17 protein-coding genes are annotated in these 13,779 nt (G+C 67.4%); 6 read left to right on the forward strand and 11 right to left on the reverse strand.

Annotated features, from left to right (window positions below):
• Positions 1 to 142: 142 nt before the first annotated feature.
• The 3 genes from HMPREF1224_RS36350 to yfiR are packed head-to-tail and all read right to left on the reverse strand — an operon-like array spanning position 143 to position 2,500.
• A complete protein-coding gene (locus HMPREF1224_RS36350; protein ID WP_003082254.1) occupies positions 143 to 649 on the reverse strand; it encodes a small colony variant regulatory network protein YfiB in 507 nt (168 codons plus the stop codon).
• Entirely contained in the window at positions 621 to 1,928 is a 1,308-nt protein-coding gene (tpbB, locus tag HMPREF1224_RS36355; protein ID WP_003082256.1) for a small colony variant regulatory network diguanylate cyclase TpbB, read from the reverse strand. The genes HMPREF1224_RS36350 and tpbB overlap by 29 nt, the downstream gene beginning before the upstream one ends.
• Positions 1,928 to 2,500, reverse strand: a complete 573-nt coding sequence (yfiR, locus tag HMPREF1224_RS36360) for a small colony variant regulatory diguanylate cyclase inhibitor YfiR (RefSeq protein ID WP_003115307.1) — start codon at positions 2,498 to 2,500, stop codon at positions 1,928 to 1,930. The genes tpbB and yfiR overlap by 1 nt, the downstream gene beginning before the upstream one ends.
• A 209-nt stretch (positions 2,501 to 2,709) precedes the next feature.
• On the opposite strand from yfiR, the gene def reads away from it, so the two are divergent.
• The gene (def, locus tag HMPREF1224_RS36365; RefSeq protein ID WP_003120589.1) at positions 2,710 to 3,249 is read left to right on the forward strand and encodes a peptide deformylase; all 540 of its coding nucleotides are present in this window, start codon (positions 2,710 to 2,712) and stop codon (positions 3,247 to 3,249) included.
• 33 nt (positions 3,250 to 3,282) lie between these two features.
• Here the strand turns inward: def and HMPREF1224_RS45995 are convergent, their stop codons facing one another.
• Positions 3,283 to 3,414 carry a hypothetical protein gene (locus tag HMPREF1224_RS45995; protein WP_254919836.1) on the reverse strand — a complete coding sequence of 44 codons (132 nt, stop codon included), beginning with the start codon at positions 3,412 to 3,414 and terminating at the stop codon, positions 3,283 to 3,285.
• A gap of 132 nt (positions 3,415 to 3,546) precedes the next feature.
• Positions 3,547 to 3,867, reverse strand: a complete 321-nt coding sequence (locus tag HMPREF1224_RS36370; RefSeq protein ID WP_003082265.1) for a DUF2025 family protein — start codon at positions 3,865 to 3,867, stop codon at positions 3,547 to 3,549.
• Positions 3,868 to 4,097: 230 nt separating this feature from the next.
• Here HMPREF1224_RS36370 and dgt point away from each other — a divergent pair, with 230 nt between their 5' ends.
• On the forward strand, positions 4,098 to 5,594 hold the full coding sequence (dgt, locus tag HMPREF1224_RS36375) for a dGTPase (protein WP_003109104.1): 1,497 nt from the start codon (positions 4,098 to 4,100) through the stop codon (positions 5,592 to 5,594).
• Between the two features lie 13 nt (positions 5,595 to 5,607).
• The gene (locus HMPREF1224_RS36380) at positions 5,608 to 6,360 is read left to right on the forward strand and encodes an SIR2 family NAD-dependent protein deacylase (protein ID WP_010793912.1); all 753 of its coding nucleotides are present in this window, start codon (positions 5,608 to 5,610) and stop codon (positions 6,358 to 6,360) included.
• Between the two features lie 6 nt (positions 6,361 to 6,366).
• Here the strand turns inward: HMPREF1224_RS36380 and HMPREF1224_RS36385 are convergent, their stop codons facing one another.
• Positions 6,367 to 6,954, reverse strand: a complete 588-nt coding sequence (locus tag HMPREF1224_RS36385) for a DUF4234 domain-containing protein (RefSeq protein WP_010793913.1) — start codon at positions 6,952 to 6,954, stop codon at positions 6,367 to 6,369.
• A gap of 94 nt (positions 6,955 to 7,048) precedes the next feature.
• Positions 7,049 to 8,038, reverse strand: coding sequence for an aldo/keto reductase (locus HMPREF1224_RS36390; RefSeq protein ID WP_003082273.1), 990 nt, complete (start codon positions 8,036 to 8,038; stop codon positions 7,049 to 7,051).
• Between the two features lie 134 nt (positions 8,039 to 8,172).
• Between HMPREF1224_RS36390 and HMPREF1224_RS36395 the strand changes: the two genes are divergently transcribed.
• Positions 8,173 to 9,084, forward strand: coding sequence for a LysR family transcriptional regulator (locus tag HMPREF1224_RS36395; protein ID WP_010793914.1), 912 nt, complete (start codon positions 8,173 to 8,175; stop codon positions 9,082 to 9,084).
• Between the two features lie 35 nt (positions 9,085 to 9,119).
• Complete coding sequence (locus tag HMPREF1224_RS36400; RefSeq protein ID WP_003082280.1) at positions 9,120 to 9,527, forward strand: FosA family fosfomycin resistance glutathione transferase; 408 nt, start codon at positions 9,120 to 9,122, stop codon at positions 9,525 to 9,527.
• Here the strand turns inward: HMPREF1224_RS36400 and HMPREF1224_RS36405 are convergent.
• A complete protein-coding gene (locus tag HMPREF1224_RS36405) occupies positions 9,524 to 10,501 on the reverse strand; it encodes a rhamnosyltransferase (protein WP_003082283.1) in 978 nt (325 codons plus the stop codon). The genes HMPREF1224_RS36400 and HMPREF1224_RS36405 overlap by 4 nt on opposite strands.
• On the reverse strand, positions 10,489 to 11,757 hold the full coding sequence (locus HMPREF1224_RS36410) for an MFS transporter (protein WP_003082286.1): 1,269 nt from the start codon (positions 11,755 to 11,757) through the stop codon (positions 10,489 to 10,491). The genes HMPREF1224_RS36405 and HMPREF1224_RS36410 overlap by 13 nt, the downstream gene beginning before the upstream one ends.
• A 312-nt stretch (positions 11,758 to 12,069) precedes the next feature.
• On the opposite strand from HMPREF1224_RS36410, the gene HMPREF1224_RS36415 reads away from it, so the two are divergent.
• Entirely contained in the window at positions 12,070 to 12,759 is a 690-nt protein-coding gene (locus HMPREF1224_RS36415; protein WP_003082288.1) for a hypothetical protein, read from the forward strand.
• 9 nt (positions 12,760 to 12,768) lie between these two features.
• On the opposite strand, the gene HMPREF1224_RS36420 is transcribed toward HMPREF1224_RS36415, so the two are convergent.
• Positions 12,769 to 13,119: a DUF7079 family protein gene (locus HMPREF1224_RS36420; protein WP_003082290.1), complete on the reverse strand. Its 351-nt coding sequence runs from the start codon at positions 13,117 to 13,119 to the stop codon at positions 12,769 to 12,771.
• A 66-nt stretch (positions 13,120 to 13,185) separates the two neighbouring features.
• Complete coding sequence (locus HMPREF1224_RS36425) at positions 13,186 to 13,599, reverse strand: thiol-disulfide oxidoreductase DCC family protein (protein WP_003116330.1); 414 nt, start codon at positions 13,597 to 13,599, stop codon at positions 13,186 to 13,188.
• Positions 13,600 to 13,779 lie beyond the last annotated feature (180 nt).

A 13,779-nucleotide genomic window follows, 5' to 3' on the forward strand; every position in this document is an offset into this window, starting at 1 on the left:
GTCTAGCATCCGCGGCAGCGGCGGCCGGTACGCCGGTCTGCTGGCTTCTTCCTTCAACATAGGCCGGAAGCGGGGTAGTGGCGGGGCCGGGCGATGGACGGGCCAGGTACGGGTGGGCCGTACGCAGCCCGCGAGCGCAGGATTACTCGGCGGGAACGATGATGGCGACGCGGCGGTTCTCGCTGCGGCCGGCGCGGGTCTTGTTATCGGCCACGGGCTTGCTCATGCCAAGGCCGCGGACCTCGATGTTGGCCGCCGGCATGCCGGCTTCGCGGAATACCGCGGCCACCGATTCGGCGCGCCGTTCGGAGAGCTTTTGATTGTAGCCTTCGTCGCCGTAGTTGTCGGTGTGGCCTTCCAGGCGGACCTTGTCGATGTCTACCGCGAGCAGGGCGCGGGCGATCTTGGTCAGGGTGTTGCGGCTGTCGGGATTGAGACGGTCGAGATTGTTGCCGAACAGCACCTTGCTCGACATGCCGAACTCCCAGCCTTCGTCGCGGAGTTCGAAGCCCTGCTCCTGGAGCACGGCGATCTGCTCGGCGCTCAGGCCGGTCTGCGGCGGCTTGGTCTGGCAACCGGCCAGGCCCAGCACAAGGCTGAACAGGGCGAGGGCGAGCAATCTACTTGGGTGGAGCCTCTGGGGTAGCACTGTCTATCTCCTTTTCTTCCTGAAGGATGCGGGGGTCGTTGAGTTCCGCCAGGCGCCGGCTGCCGCGGGCCTGGCGCTTGGCGATGTACATCGCCATGTCGGCGTCGTGGAGCAGCGCCGCCGGGGTATCCGCATGCTCGGGATAGAGGGCGATGCCGATGGTCAGTGAGGTACTCACCGTGCTGCCGTCGCTGAGCCGGATCGGCGCCTGCATGCTGGCGATGATGTTGTCGGCGATGCGCAGGGCGTCGGCGCCGGACGCCAGCGGTGCGAGCAGGACGGCGAATTCGTCGCCGCCCAGGCGCGCCACCAGGTCGCTTTCGCGCAACTGCCCACGGATGCGCATGGCGATGTTGACCAGCACGGTGTCGCCGGCGGCATGGCCGAGGCGGTCGTTGATCTCCTTGAAGCGGTCGCTGTCGATGAACAGCACCGCCAATTGCTCGCGATGCTCGTTGGCATCGCGCAGCGCCCGGCTCAGGCGGCCTTCGAAGAAGGCGCGGTTGGGCAGGCTGGTCAGGCTGTCGTGGTGGGCCTGGTGCGCCAGCGAGGCGTTCTCGTCCTGCAGGCGCGCCTGCCAGGATTCGAGTTCGTCGAGCAGGGCGTTGAAGTCCTCGCCCAGTTGGCTCAGCTCGGCGATGCCGGCTTCCGGTACGCGCTTCTCGAAATCCCGTTCGCGGCGCACGGTATGCGCGACCTTCGCCAGTTGGTCGAGCGGGCCGACGATACCGCGTACCAGCCGCCGCGACAGGTAGAAGGCGCCCAGGGCGGTAAGCAGCAGGCACAGGACCATGCCGGCGAAACCGGTGAGCAGGAAGCGCAGCAGGCTGCCGCCGGAGCCCTTCACCTCCACCGAACCGATCTTCTGGCCGTCGTGCAGGATCGGTTGTTCGGTCGGCGCGCTGAGCAGCCAGTGCGCCAGTTGCTGTTCCAGCAGGTGCAGCGGCCCGGTGCTTTCCCGATGCCAACTGGCCAGGGTCTGTCCCTGGCGGTCGTAGACGATGGCGCTGGAGACCTCTTCGCTGGAGGCGATCAGCGCCAGGGACTCCTCGGCGGCCTGGGCATCGCCGAAGACCACCGCGGCCTCGACGGTATAGCTGATGGAACGGGCGATCAGTTGCTGGTTGGGGTCGGCATAGGCGCGCAGGGTCAGCAGGCCGACCAGGGTCACCGCCAGCCCGGCGGTGAATACCGCGACCAGCGCCACGCCCAGGTGCGCGCGATAGAGCACCCGGCGCAGCGATGGATTGGAACCCGTATAGCGACGACGACGGTTCATCACGGAGTGGCCTGCCGCCTTGCCAGTTTCAATACGCTCGGGTGCACGCGTACGCCGCTGCGGGCGATGGAGTCGAGATTGGCCTCGAAGGTGATGCGCGGGCCGCCGACGTTGAGGCAGAACATGCTGCCGACGCTGCATTCGGTGCCGCGCTCGCTGATGGACAGCACCGGATGCCCGGCCAGGCTGCGGAACACCTGCTGGCGCTCGCGCTCGTCGACCACTCCGAGGTAGATCACGTTGCAGAGCGTGCCGAGGTCCGGGTTGTCCACCGCGCGGCGTTCCGCATGCACGCGCCTGCCATTGGCCTGCACCATGCCGCGGAGCAGGCCGTCGGCGTACTCGGTCGGTCCGACCACGCAGAGTTGCAGGACCGCCGGCTCCTTCGGCCAGCGCACGTAGCTGAATATGCCCAGCAGAACCTGGCTGACCGCATTGCTGCGTTGCTCGATCGACGTCCGTGCGTCGTCCGCCCACAGGCCTCCGCCGCCCAGGCAGGAAACCGCCAGGACCAGGCAGGCCAGGGTGCGCCTGTAGAGGTCGAGGGGCTGCAAGGTGGGCAACGAAGGCAAAAAGGTTTCCTCCAGGAAAACGTAGCGGGGTGGCACGACTGGCCAGTGTAGTCGGTGTGCGGCGAATATTACCGGATGTGCCGGGAAAGAAAGCCGTTCGGTGTCAAATCAATGGCGCAATTGCCGGAGATGGAAGCGCTTTGCGTCTTGTCCTGTCTGGTTTTCTGGCTGAGCATGTAGGGCGTTACTGACCTTTATCAGGGGGCGGCATGATCCGGGAAATCCTCAAGATGGGTGACGAGCGCCTGTTGCGTATCGCGCAGCCGGTGCCGTCCGAACTGTTCGGCAGCGAGGAGCTGCAACGGCTGATCGACGACATGTTCGAAACCATGCATCACGTCGGCGGGGTAGGGCTGGCCGCGCCGCAGATCGGCGTCGACCTGCAGCTGGTGATCTTCGGTTTCGAGCGCAGCGAGCGCTATCCGGACGCCCCGGCCGTGCCGCCGACCATCCTGCTGAACCCGCGGATCACCCTGCTGGACGACGAGATGGAAGAGGGCTGGGAGGGGTGCCTGTCGGTGCCGGGGTTGCGCGGCGCGGTATCGCGCCATCGGCGCATCCGCTACCAGGGCCTGGACCCGCAGGGACAGCCGATCGACCGCAGCGTCGAAGGGTTCCATGCGCGGGTGGTGCAGCACGAGTGCGACCACCTGATCGGCCGCCTGTATCCCTCGCGAATCACCGACTTCAGCAAGTTCGGCTTCACCGAGGTGCTGTTCCCCGACCTGGACCCCGCCGCGGACGATTGAGCGGTTGCGCCTGCGGCTCTGCTCCGGCCTGGCTCAGCTCCGCGGTGGGGTGCCGAGCGGCGCCGTCGGAGCGTGTTTTTTCGCTCGTTTCGCCAGGCGTTTCTCCTGGGCGGTTTTCAGCGGTTTCCTACGAGTTTCCTTCTTCGCGTTCAGTCCCTTGCTCATGGCGTTCACCTCCCCACGCAGCACCTGCGTGGCGCGCCGGATGGCCGATGGCGTCCGCGGCGCCGGACGGCGGCGGACGCTTCCAGCATAATGCGTGGCGCAGCGCCCGGCGCGGGCGGCGATCGACGGCGCTCAGCGCAACTGGCGTTGTGCGGTGATTTCCGGCAGGTCCTGGCGGCGCAGATAGACCAGTAGCGGCTCGCCGATGTTCAGTCGTTCGTTGATGTTCTGTTCCAGCAGGATCTGCAACTGCTCGCGGCCCAGGCGCATGACGTCGTCGCGTACCGAACTCCAGACGAACTCGCTGGTGGGCGTGATGCTGTCGTCGGCTACGTCCATGCCGAAGGAGTCTTCGCTGAAACGCACGATGTAGCGGCCGGTCTTGCGGTTGAAACCGACGAACCCCTTGAGGGCATCGGCGGCCTGGCAGATGTCGGTGGATGTGATGCTCATGCGGAACCTCCCTGAACGTTCCTGTTTCTCTGGGCGCACGCATGATCGGCGGCGCCCCCGTTCTGCGGCGGGGGTCGCTGGTGCCGAGCGGGGTATTCTGCCAGTTGCCGCCGCCCGGGGAAGAGGGCGGATCGCGAACGGTAGTGGGACGGATTGTCGCGACCTTGGTTAAACCGCCGCCACGCGCTAGGCTCGGGGTTCGCAGCCGACCGAGTGGAGAACAGCGCCAGATGCCAGGGGCCGTGGATTTCAAGGAGCGGATATCCCGCCAGCGTCCGCATGACAGGGAAACCTACGGACATGCCGGGAATACCGATCTGCAAGACATCGTCTACCAGTTGGAAAGCGACCGCGGGCGCATCGTCAATTCCGCCGCCGTGCGTCGCTTGCAGCAGAAGACCCAGGTCTTCCCGCTGGAGCGCAACGCGGCGGTGCGCAGCCGCCTGACCCATTCCCTGGAAGTGCAGCAGACCGGGCGTTTCATCGTCCGCACGCTGTTCCGCCAACTGGGCCCGCGTGCCGCGGAGGTCGGCCTGGACGGGCTGGAAGGCGCGCTGGAAAGCCTGGTGGAAATGGCCTGCCTGATGCACGACGTCGGCAATCCGCCGTTCGGTCATTTCGGCGAGTACGCCATCAACGATTGGTTCGAACGCAATCTCGACGCCCTGTTCGAGCGCCGCGTACCGCCGGGCCAGGGCGACGGCCTGTTGCAGCAGCGCATGCTCACCGACCTCAAGCATTTCGAAGGCAACGCCCAGGCCATCCGCCTGGTGGTGAAGCTGCTGCGCCTGAACCTCACCTACACGCAGACCGCCGGCCTGCTCAAGTACGTGCGTCCGGCCTACGAGCCGAAGCCGGACAAGGCAGCGGCGAACCACTACCTGAACAAGAAGCCGGGCTTCTATCTTTCCGAGGAAGCCTTCGTCGACGAACTGCGCCAAGTCCTCGGCATGCGCCCGGGCACTCGCCACCCTGTGGCCTACATCATGGAAGCGGCCGACGATATCTCCTATTGCCTGGCCGATATCGAAGACTCGGTGGAAAAAGGCATCCTCGACATCCGTCAATTGGCGGATCTGCTGGTGAAGAAGTTTGCCGTCCACCATTCGCCGGACGCGCCGATTCCCGGCGACGCGGACAACATGAGCTTCCAGCGGATGGTCGACTACTCACTGGAAAAGGCCGAGCGGGAGCCGATCAACAAGGTCAGCGAATTCTTCATCCGCCTGCGGGTGAAAATGATCCACCCGCTGGTCCAGCACGCCGCCCAGCAGTTCATCGACAACCTCGAAGCGGTTCATGCCGGCACCCTCGGCCGCGCGCTGATGGAGGACGGCAGCCTGCCGCACGCCATCGTCCAGACGTTCAAGGACGTGGCCATGGAATGGGTGTTCTGCCATCCGGAGGTGGAAACCCTGGAATTGCAGGGCTACCGCATCATCCAGGGCCTGCTGGATTTCTACGCGCCGCTGCTGCGCCTGCCGGCCGAGGAGTTCCAGGCCCTCGCCGAAGGTCGCCAGGCCGCCGCGCCGCATCCGCAACTGCTGGTTCGGCGCCTGCCGAGCCAGCAGATCAAGGCTTACCTGGAGGCCATGAAAGGTGTGGCGGAGGACCCGTTGCAGCGGCAGTGGGAGTTCTACCACCGCTGCCGTATGCTCCAGGATTTCGTCAGCGGCATGACCGACCAGCATGCCCAGGACGAATACCGCGCGTTGTCCGCGCTGTAAGCGGAGGAGCGAGATGCGCGCTGTCGTCGAACTGCTCGCCGGCGCCCGCCGCCTGGTGATCTTCACGGGCGCCGGGGTGTCGGCGGAAAGCGGGATTCCCACCTTCCGCGATGCCCTTGGCGGTCTCTGGGCGCGCTACGATCCGGCGGCCCTGGCTACGCCCGCGGCCTTCGCCGACGATCCCGCGCTGGTCTGGGGCTGGTACGAGTGGCGCCGCCTGAAGGTGCTGGGTGTCCAGCCGAATCCCGCGCACCGGGCGATTGCCGCATTGAGCGGACGGATCGCCGACACCCGGTTGGTCACCCAGAACGTCGACGACCTGCATGAACGCGCCGGCAGCCGCGACGTCCTTCACCTGCATGGCAGCCTGCACGCGCCGCGTTGCGCGACCTGCGCGGCAGCCTACCGGGACGCCTTGCCCGATTCGGTCGAGCCGGAAGAGGGACGACGGATCGAGCCGCCGCGTTGTCCGGCCTGCGGCGGACAGGTCCGGCCGGGCGTGGTCTGGTTCGGCGAGGCGCTGCCCGAGGCGGCCCTGCGCGAGGCTTTCGCCGCGGCCTGCGAGTGCGACCTGTTGCTCAGCGTCGGCACTTCCGGCGTGGTGCAGCCGGCGGCGCGGATACCCGGACTGGCGCTGGAACACGGTGCCAGCGTCGTGCATGTGAACCCGCAACCGGTGCGCACCTGCCATCCGCGCGAACACTGTCTCGTCGGTCCGGCCGGCGAGGTGCTGCCCGAACTGTTGCGCCGGGCGTTTCCCAGCTGAGGCGGCTCAGCCCTGGGACGAGCCGAAGAGGATCACCGCGGAACCGATCAGGATCAGCAGCCAGTAGAGCGCGCCGAGCACGATGAACAGCAGGTTGTAGCCCGAATAGCCGGCGTTGCCCGTGCCCTGCGGGTCGCCGCTGGCGAGGTTGGCCTGGCGCTGGATGTTGCGCATCGGGATCAGCGGCGTGAGCAGCAGCAGGAGCGAGGGCAGCGAGTAGGGCTCCAGCGCGGGGACCACGTCGGTGAGGTGGCTGATCAGGTTCGCCGCGACCGTCAGCAGCACCGCCCAGGTCGCATCCTTGCTCGGGCTCCATAGTGCCTGGCGCTCTTCCGGCAGGGCCTGGTGGATCCGCCGGGCGAGGGCGTGGAAAAAGAAGATGCCGAAGATCGCCCGCCATACCGGGCTGATCCGCCGCTCCATCTGCGGTTGCTGGGCCTTCCAGTGCTTGTACATCCAGTACACGCCGTACAGCCCCAGGGTGAGGAGGAAGAGCACGCTCATCTTGCCCAGCGAGGTGACGAAGAAATGCGCCCGCTTCGCGCCGCGGGTTTCCACCAAGGGCGCTTCCGGGGTCTTGTAGACGTTTTCCATAACTGATCCGGCAGTCCTTGAGAAAAACCGCCATTTTGCCTTCCGCCGCTCCGTCAGGCCAGCGGCCAGGGGCGTTGCCGCCCCGGCCGTCCGATCAGGCGTTGCGGCTGGGCGGCGCCATGAACTCGGGACCGACCGGATCCTGGATGGTCTCGGCGAGGATCCGCTCGATGCGGGCCATGGCCTCGTCGTCCAGGCGCCAGCCGAAGGCGTCGGCGATGCCGTTCAACTGCTCCGGCTTGCGCGCCCCCCACAGCGCCACCGTAGGGCCGCGATCGAGAATCCAGCGGATGGCCAGGGCCAGCACCGACTTGCCATAGCGCTCGCGAGCCAGTTCCTCCAGTTGCGCGACCGCTGCCAGGTACTGGGCGAAGCGGGGCTGCTGGAACTTCGGGTCGGACTTGCGCAGGTCGTCGCCATCGAAGCGGGTCTCGGCGTTCATCCGTCCGGAAAGCAGGCCGCGGCACAGCGCTCCGTAGGCCAGCACGACGATGCCGTTGCGCTCGGCGTAGGGCAGCACGTCGGCGTCGATGGCGCGCTCGAACAGGTTGTAGGGTGGCTGCACGCTGGCCAGCGGAGCGAACTGGCGGAACCCGTCCATCTGTTCCGGCGAATAGTTGCTCACGCCGATGGCGAGGATCTTGCCGTCGCGGCGCAGGCGCTCCAGTTCGCCGGCGGTTTCCTCGTGCGCCACCAGCGGGTCCGGCCAGTGAATCTGGTACAGGTCGATGCGATCGGTCTTCAGCCGCCGCAGCGAGTCCTCGACCTCCCGGCGGATGCGTGCGGCGGAGGCGTTGCGGTGGATGCCCGCGTCGCTCCACTCCAGCGCCGCCTTGGTGGCGATCACCGCCTTGTCGCGCAGGCCCTGCAAGGCCTTGCCGACGACCTCCTCGGAATGGCCGAAGCCATAGACCGGCGCGGTGTCGATCAGGTTGATCCCGGATTCCACCGCACGCCGGATGGTTTCCACCGACGTCGCGTCGTCAGCGCCGCCCCACATCCAGCCGCCGATGGCCCAGGTGCCGAGGCCGATGCGCGAGACCGGCGTGTCGATACCCTCGATGCGAATGCTTTCAACACTCATGGAAATACTCCTGCAGATCGGGAAAACGCTTGCCGGCAATGCGCCCGGCGGCACGGAGCGATTACTCTAGATCACCCGAGATTGAATGTGGCTCAATGCTGCATTGACCTCCGAGAACTGCCAGGAGCCCTGGAATGCCGGCTTTCACCCGTTCCGAACTCGCCGACCTGAACGTCTTCATGACCATCGTCCGGCGCCGCAGCTTCCGTCACTCGGCCCAGGAACTGGGTGTCAGTACCTCGGCGCTGAGCCACAGCATGCGCAACCTCGAGGCGCGGCTCGGGGTGAAGCTGCTCAACCGTACCAGCCGTTCGGTGGTGCCGACCGATGCCGGCAGCGCGCTGGCGGCCAAGCTGGAGGATGGTTTCCAGGTGATCGGCGAGGCGCTCGGCGAGCTCGATGCCTATCGCACCTCGCCGGTGGGCCGGCTGCGCCTGAACGTGCCGCGCGATGCCTCGCGGCTGCTGCTGGGGCCGGTCCTCAGGCGCTTCACCGAGGCGTATCCGGACCTGCAACTGGAACTTTCGGTGGAGGACCGCATGGTCGACATCGTCGCCGACGGCTACGACGCCGGCATCCGTTACGGCGGCACGGTGCCCCAGGACATGGTCGCGGTGCCATTGACCGGGGAGCTGCGCTGGGTGGTGGCCGCGTCGCCCGATTACCTGGCGCGCCACGGCGTGCCCCAGCGGCCGGACGACCTGTTGCGGCACGCCTGCATCCGCATGCGCCTGGGCGACAACTCGTTCTACAAATGGGAACTGGGCGACGGCGAGCGGATGGTCGAGGTCGACGTGCCCGGCCCCTTCAGCGTCAACGAAAGCAATACGGCGGTTGCCGCGGCCCTGGACGGTGTCGGCCTGGCCTACTGCCTGGAGGTGGGAATCGCCGAGGAGCTGCGTAGCGGCCGGCTGCAACTGGTATTGCCGGACTGGACCTCGATGGGCGCGCCGTTCTGCCTCTACTATCCGAGCCGACGCCAGCCGCAACCCGGCTTGCGCCAACTGATGGAAATAATCCGCGGCGACTGGCTGGGGCGTGCCTGAATCGTCCTCCCGCCAAACCTTGCAAGGAGCCCCCCATGCTCACCGGTCTCAATCACCTGACCCTGGCGGTCGCCGACCTGCCGGCCAGCATCGCCTTCTACCGCGATCTTCTCGGCTTTCGCCTGGAAGCACGCTGGGACCAGGGCGCCTATCTCGAACTGGGTTCACTGTGGCTGTGCCTGTCCCGGGAGCCGCAGTACGGCGGGCCGGCCGCGGACTACACGCACTATGCCTTCGGCATCGCCGCCGCGGATTTCGCCCGCTTCGCCGCGCAGCTGCGCGCGCATGGCGTGCGCGAATGGAAGCAGAACCGCAGCGAGGGCGATTCGTTCTACTTCCTCGACCCGGACGGCCATCGCCTGGAGGCCCACGTCGGCGACCTGCGCAGCCGGCTCGCGGCGTGCCGGCAAGCGCCCTATGCGGGAATGCGTTTCGCCGACTAGGCCTTGGCCTTGCCGGAAGCTACGGACGCCACGGCCGGGCCGGCGAGGCGCTTCAGCAGGCGCGGGCGGTTGCGCTCCAGCGCGCCGCCGCGTCCCCGCAGGCCGTCCCACAGGCCCCAGCCCAGGCAGCGCAGCTTGAGCAGCTTGTCGCGTTCGAGCAGGAGCACCGCGAGGCCCTGGGTCAGGGTCGGCAGGTTCGCCAGCAGGGCCAGCGGCGAGGACCGGGCGTAGCGGCGCAGGACCAGCAGGCCGTTGCGCGCCAGGTAGTAGCGGCGCAGCGGGGCGTGGTTCATCGCGCTGAGGCTGAGACCGCCGAGGCGGCGGGTCTTGCGCGTGCCGATGCGGTGCTCGAGGACCAGCCGCGGGTCGACGTACAGGGGCACGTCCAGCGCCTGGGCGCGCAGGCTGTATTCGGTGTCCACGTGGTCGATGAACAGTTCCTCGTCGAAGTGGCCGAGGCGCTGGTAGGCCTCGCGGGTCAGCAGGCAGCCGGAGGAGATCAGGAACGAGGTGCGCTGCGGGGTCGTCAGGCCGTCCAGAGACAATTGCCTGAGCGTCAGTCCGTCGAGATGGATGGCCGGCAGGAAGCGCCGGTCACCCCGGTCGAAGATCCGTGGGCCGAGCAGGCAGGCCTGACCGTTGCGCGCCTGCAGGTTGCGCCACTGGGCGGCGAGGAAGGCGCCGCCGGGACGGGAGTCCTGGTCGAGCAGCAGCACACCCTGCACGCCACGCCGGAACAGCGCGTCGAGCCCCTGGTTGAAGGCGCCGGCGATGCCCTGCCGGTTGCCGTGGTGCAGCACGGCGATGCCTTGCCCGCGCAGCCGGGCATTGCGCTGCGGATCGCTGTGCGGTGAGTTGTCGACGGCGAGGAAGCGCAGTTGCGGAAACGCCGCCGCCAGTTCGCCAAGGTGTTCCAGGTCGTCGTCGCCAGGATTGAACAGTACCACCAGCACGCCCATGTCTATCCGGTCCATGATCGTTCTTCTCCCGTAGGTCGAAGTTGCCAGGCCAGGACCAGCCCGGCCAGAACGAGAAGGGCGCCGGCGAGGAATGGCGCGCCGGCCAGGGGCAGCGGCGCGAGCGGACCGCTGCCCCAGTGGAACAGGCCGCTCATCAGCGGCGGACCGACGATCGCGGCGAGGCTCATCAGGCTGCTCAGCACGCCCTGCAACTCGCCCTGGCGGTCGACCGGCACGCGGGCCGAGAGCAGCCCCTGCATGGCCGGGGTGGCGAGGCTGCCGAGCGCGAAGGGCAGCAGCGCGCAGACCAGCCAGAATGACGAGTCGACCAGGGCGAACAGCAGCAGGCCGCAGCCTTGCAGGGCGAGGCCCAGGCGCAGCAGGCGGGCGTCGTCCAGGCGCCGCTTGCAGAGGTTCACGCCGAGGGTCTGGGCGAGCACCGCGAGCACGCCGTAGAGGGCCAGCGAGTAGCCGATCCAGGCGCTGCTCCAGTGAAACTTCTCGATCACGAAGAACGGCCAGACCACCATCACCGCCTGCAAGCCGAGGAATACCAGGGCAAGCACCGCCAGCAGGCGTCCGACCCCCGGTTGCCGAGCCAGGCCGCTGATCGAGCGCAAGGCATTCATCCGCCTCGGGTCCAGGCGGCGGCGTCGCGTCGGGGGCAGGGTTTCCTCGAGGAACAGGCCGGCGAGCAGGGCGTTGAGCAGGCACAGGCCGGCGGCCAGCAACAGCGGCAGCGTCGTGCCGTGCACCGCCAGCAGCCCACCGAGGGCGGGGCCGAGGATCATGCCCAGAGCGAGGCCGGCGTACAGCCAGCCGAAGTGCCGGGTGCGCTGCCCGTGCGTGCCGAGGTCAGCCGCGCAGGCCATCGCGGTGGCCACGCTGGCGCCGGTGAGCCCGGCCAGCGCGCGACCGAGGAACAGCATCCAGAGGCTGTCGGCCAGCGCCAGCAGCAGATAGCTGAGGGCGAAGCCGAGCATCGCCAGGACCAGGACGGGGCGGCGTCCGAAGCGGTCGCTGAGGCTGCCGAGGACCGGCGAAAAGAACAATTGCAGCAGCGCGAAGGTCATCACCAGGGCGGCGCCCCAGGTGGCCGCGTCGCGGACCGCCAGCGGCGCCACGCTGCCGATCAGCGTCGGCAGCAGGGGCACGATCAGGCCGACGCCAGCGGCATCCAGCAGGCAGGTGAGGAACAGCAGAGGCAGGACGCGTTTCGCGCCGGGACCGTGTTCCCGCGTGGCGGAGGGGCAGAGGCTGGTCGTGGACACGCCAGGATCCTCCCGGCGAACACAGGAAATCCTGATCCTGGGACGCCAGCGAGGGCAAGGGAAACTACCGGAATTCATAGGTTCGACGAACGGTCGCGGCAACGCCGGCGGGCGGCGTGATGTCATAATGATGCGACCCGTGCGCCAGTCGGGTATCCTTGCCGGCCTCTCAACGTTGTTTCCTAACGATATTTTCCTCCTGTCGCGAGCAAAGGGATTTCAATGACGCCCAGAAAAGGAAAGCTACCTGCCGTGCTCGCCTGCATGGCAGCGCTGGCGGGCTGCAACATCAACCCGGCGAACCAGGGCTCGGTGTCGTCCTGGTTCTCCATGCGCGCCGGCGATCCGCCCAGTTTCGTCACCGGCGTGGTCGGCTTCGAGAACACCGGCAGCAACGACCCGTCCACCCGCCTGACCCTGCGTTTCCGCGATCCCGCCTCCAAGACCCATGCGGCCCACGTCACCACCTCGTCGTACTCCGAGCTGTTCAGCCTCGCACTGACGCCGCGCTACTACGAGCTTTACGAGTTCGAGGTGAGGTACCTGTCCTATACCGTCACCCGCGAGACCGGTGCGTACGAGGAGCGCTGCGAGGCCAACGGCGAGGCGCTGGAGAAGACGGTCCGGAAAAGGAAGCGCAGCGTCACCCACACGGCGGTGAACGTGGAGTCCAACTGTCGTTCTACGCCGCTGACCAAGACCGACTACTACTACGAGACCTATACCTCCAAGCCGTTCTCCGCGCCGTTCCGTGCCGAGAGCTTCGCCACCAACTACATCGGCGACTTCCGCGTGCAGTGCAGCTACAAGGAGAAGAAGGGCAAGACCCTCGTCGACAGCTGCCATCTCAACTACGGCGCCGTCAGCCGCGATCGGGTGGATGCCTGGGTGGCGCAGATGAACGAGGCAGACAAGGACAAGCGCGAGCCGCTGCCGCCGGTACGCCAGCAGGCGGTCGACACGAAGAAGGCCGGCAAGCTCATCCATTCGGTATTTCGCTGAGGCGCTCGCTCAAAGAGCGCCGGCGATCGCGCGCCAGGTGTCGGCGTATCGCCATCGCAGCCAGGCGACCAGGCAGCGCTCGTGCCAGCGTCGCAGGGCGCAGCTCCTTTGCCGCGCCAGGCGTCGCTCGATGGCCTCTTCCAGCCAGGCCTCGTCGAAGGCGGTCCATACCGCCGGAGCGGGGCTGAGCAGGTTGCCGTGGCAGACCGGCGCCACTTCCTCGAAGAACAACCGCTCCAGCAACGCCGGGTCGACGCCCTTTATCCGCCGGGCGATATCCTCGGGCTCCAGGAGAGTGTCGACGAAGGCGTCGGATAGCGCGTGGCGCAGTCGTCGGCGTTGGCTCGGGTCAAGGGCCATGGCAGGTATGGGTCCGCAGGCTGGTGCGCAGGCAGCATAACCCGCCACGGCCAGCGCGGAGAGGCGTCAGGCTCGACGGGGACGCCAGGAGCGACGACGAAGGGGTGGGCGCTGGCGGCCGAACCAGCGCCAGCGGTTGCGCCGTAGCGCCTCGTGGCACTCGTCGCGCAGCCAGGCTGGCAGCAGGCGCAGCCAGCGCAGGTGACGCCAGGGGCCCGGCAACAGGCGCAGCACCTCGAGCAGGGCATCGTTGTCGTCGCAGGCGTAGGCGCCGTCGACGAACAGCCAGGTGTTGAAATGATCGGGTGCCAGCCCGAACCAATCGAGAATCGCCAGGCCTTCGGCGGACTGCGCGGCAAGCAGCTTCAGCCGGTGGTCGGCGCGGCGTGCCAGGAAACCGCTCCAGAGCGTGCAGAAGCGGCAGTGCTGGTCGTACAACACGACCTTGTCGCCGGGCTTGAGGTACGGCGGCAGTGACATGAGGGGCCCCCTTGGGTTCGGCTTTGTGCGCAAGCCCGGAACCGTAACGGCGGGAAGGGAGGACGACTAGTCGGTGTGCTGTCAGAGTTTTCTTTCTGTGCGGTCATCGATTCGTCTTTCGCCGGACGGCGTCGGGCAACGCGCCATTCCTCTTCCTGAAGGACGATGCTGCGCCAGGCC

The sequence above is a fragment of the Pseudomonas sp. P179 genome, assembly GCF_000478485.2.
Classification (GTDB): Bacteria; Pseudomonadota; Gammaproteobacteria; order Pseudomonadales; family Pseudomonadaceae; genus Pseudomonas; species Pseudomonas aeruginosa.

Excerpts from the sequence above, each read along its gene's own strand:
- HMPREF1224_RS45995 (WP_254919836.1), bottom strand. The coding sequence starts at position 3,414 with ATGAGCAAGGGACTGAACGCGAAGAAGGAAACTCGTAGGAAACCGCTG.
- HMPREF1224_RS36425 (WP_003116330.1), bottom strand. The coding sequence starts at position 13,599 with ATGTCACTGCCGCCGTACCTCAAGCCCGGCGACAAGGTCGTGTTGTAC.
- dgt (WP_003109104.1), top strand. The coding sequence starts at position 4,098 with ATGCCAGGGGCCGTGGATTTCAAGGAGCGGATATCCCGCCAGCGTCCG.
- HMPREF1224_RS36405 (WP_003082283.1), bottom strand. The coding sequence starts at position 10,501 with ATGGACCGGATAGACATGGGCGTGCTGGTGGTACTGTTCAATCCTGGC.
- HMPREF1224_RS36390 (WP_003082273.1), bottom strand. The coding sequence starts at position 8,038 with ATGAGTGTTGAAAGCATTCGCATCGAGGGTATCGACACGCCGGTCTCG.
- def (WP_003120589.1), top strand. The coding sequence starts at position 2,710 with ATGATCCGGGAAATCCTCAAGATGGGTGACGAGCGCCTGTTGCGTATC.
- HMPREF1224_RS36380 (WP_010793912.1), top strand. The coding sequence starts at position 5,608 with ATGCGCGCTGTCGTCGAACTGCTCGCCGGCGCCCGCCGCCTGGTGATC.
- HMPREF1224_RS36370 (WP_003082265.1), bottom strand. The coding sequence starts at position 3,867 with ATGAGCATCACATCCACCGACATCTGCCAGGCCGCCGATGCCCTCAAG.
- HMPREF1224_RS36420 (WP_003082290.1), bottom strand. The coding sequence starts at position 13,119 with ATGGCCCTTGACCCGAGCCAACGCCGACGACTGCGCCACGCGCTATCC.
- HMPREF1224_RS36395 (WP_010793914.1), top strand. The coding sequence starts at position 8,173 with ATGCCGGCTTTCACCCGTTCCGAACTCGCCGACCTGAACGTCTTCATG.
- HMPREF1224_RS36400 (WP_003082280.1), top strand. The coding sequence starts at position 9,120 with ATGCTCACCGGTCTCAATCACCTGACCCTGGCGGTCGCCGACCTGCCG.
- tpbB (WP_003082256.1), bottom strand. The coding sequence starts at position 1,928 with ATGAACCGTCGTCGTCGCTATACGGGTTCCAATCCATCGCTGCGCCGG.
- HMPREF1224_RS36385 (WP_010793913.1), bottom strand. The coding sequence starts at position 6,954 with ATGGAAAACGTCTACAAGACCCCGGAAGCGCCCTTGGTGGAAACCCGC.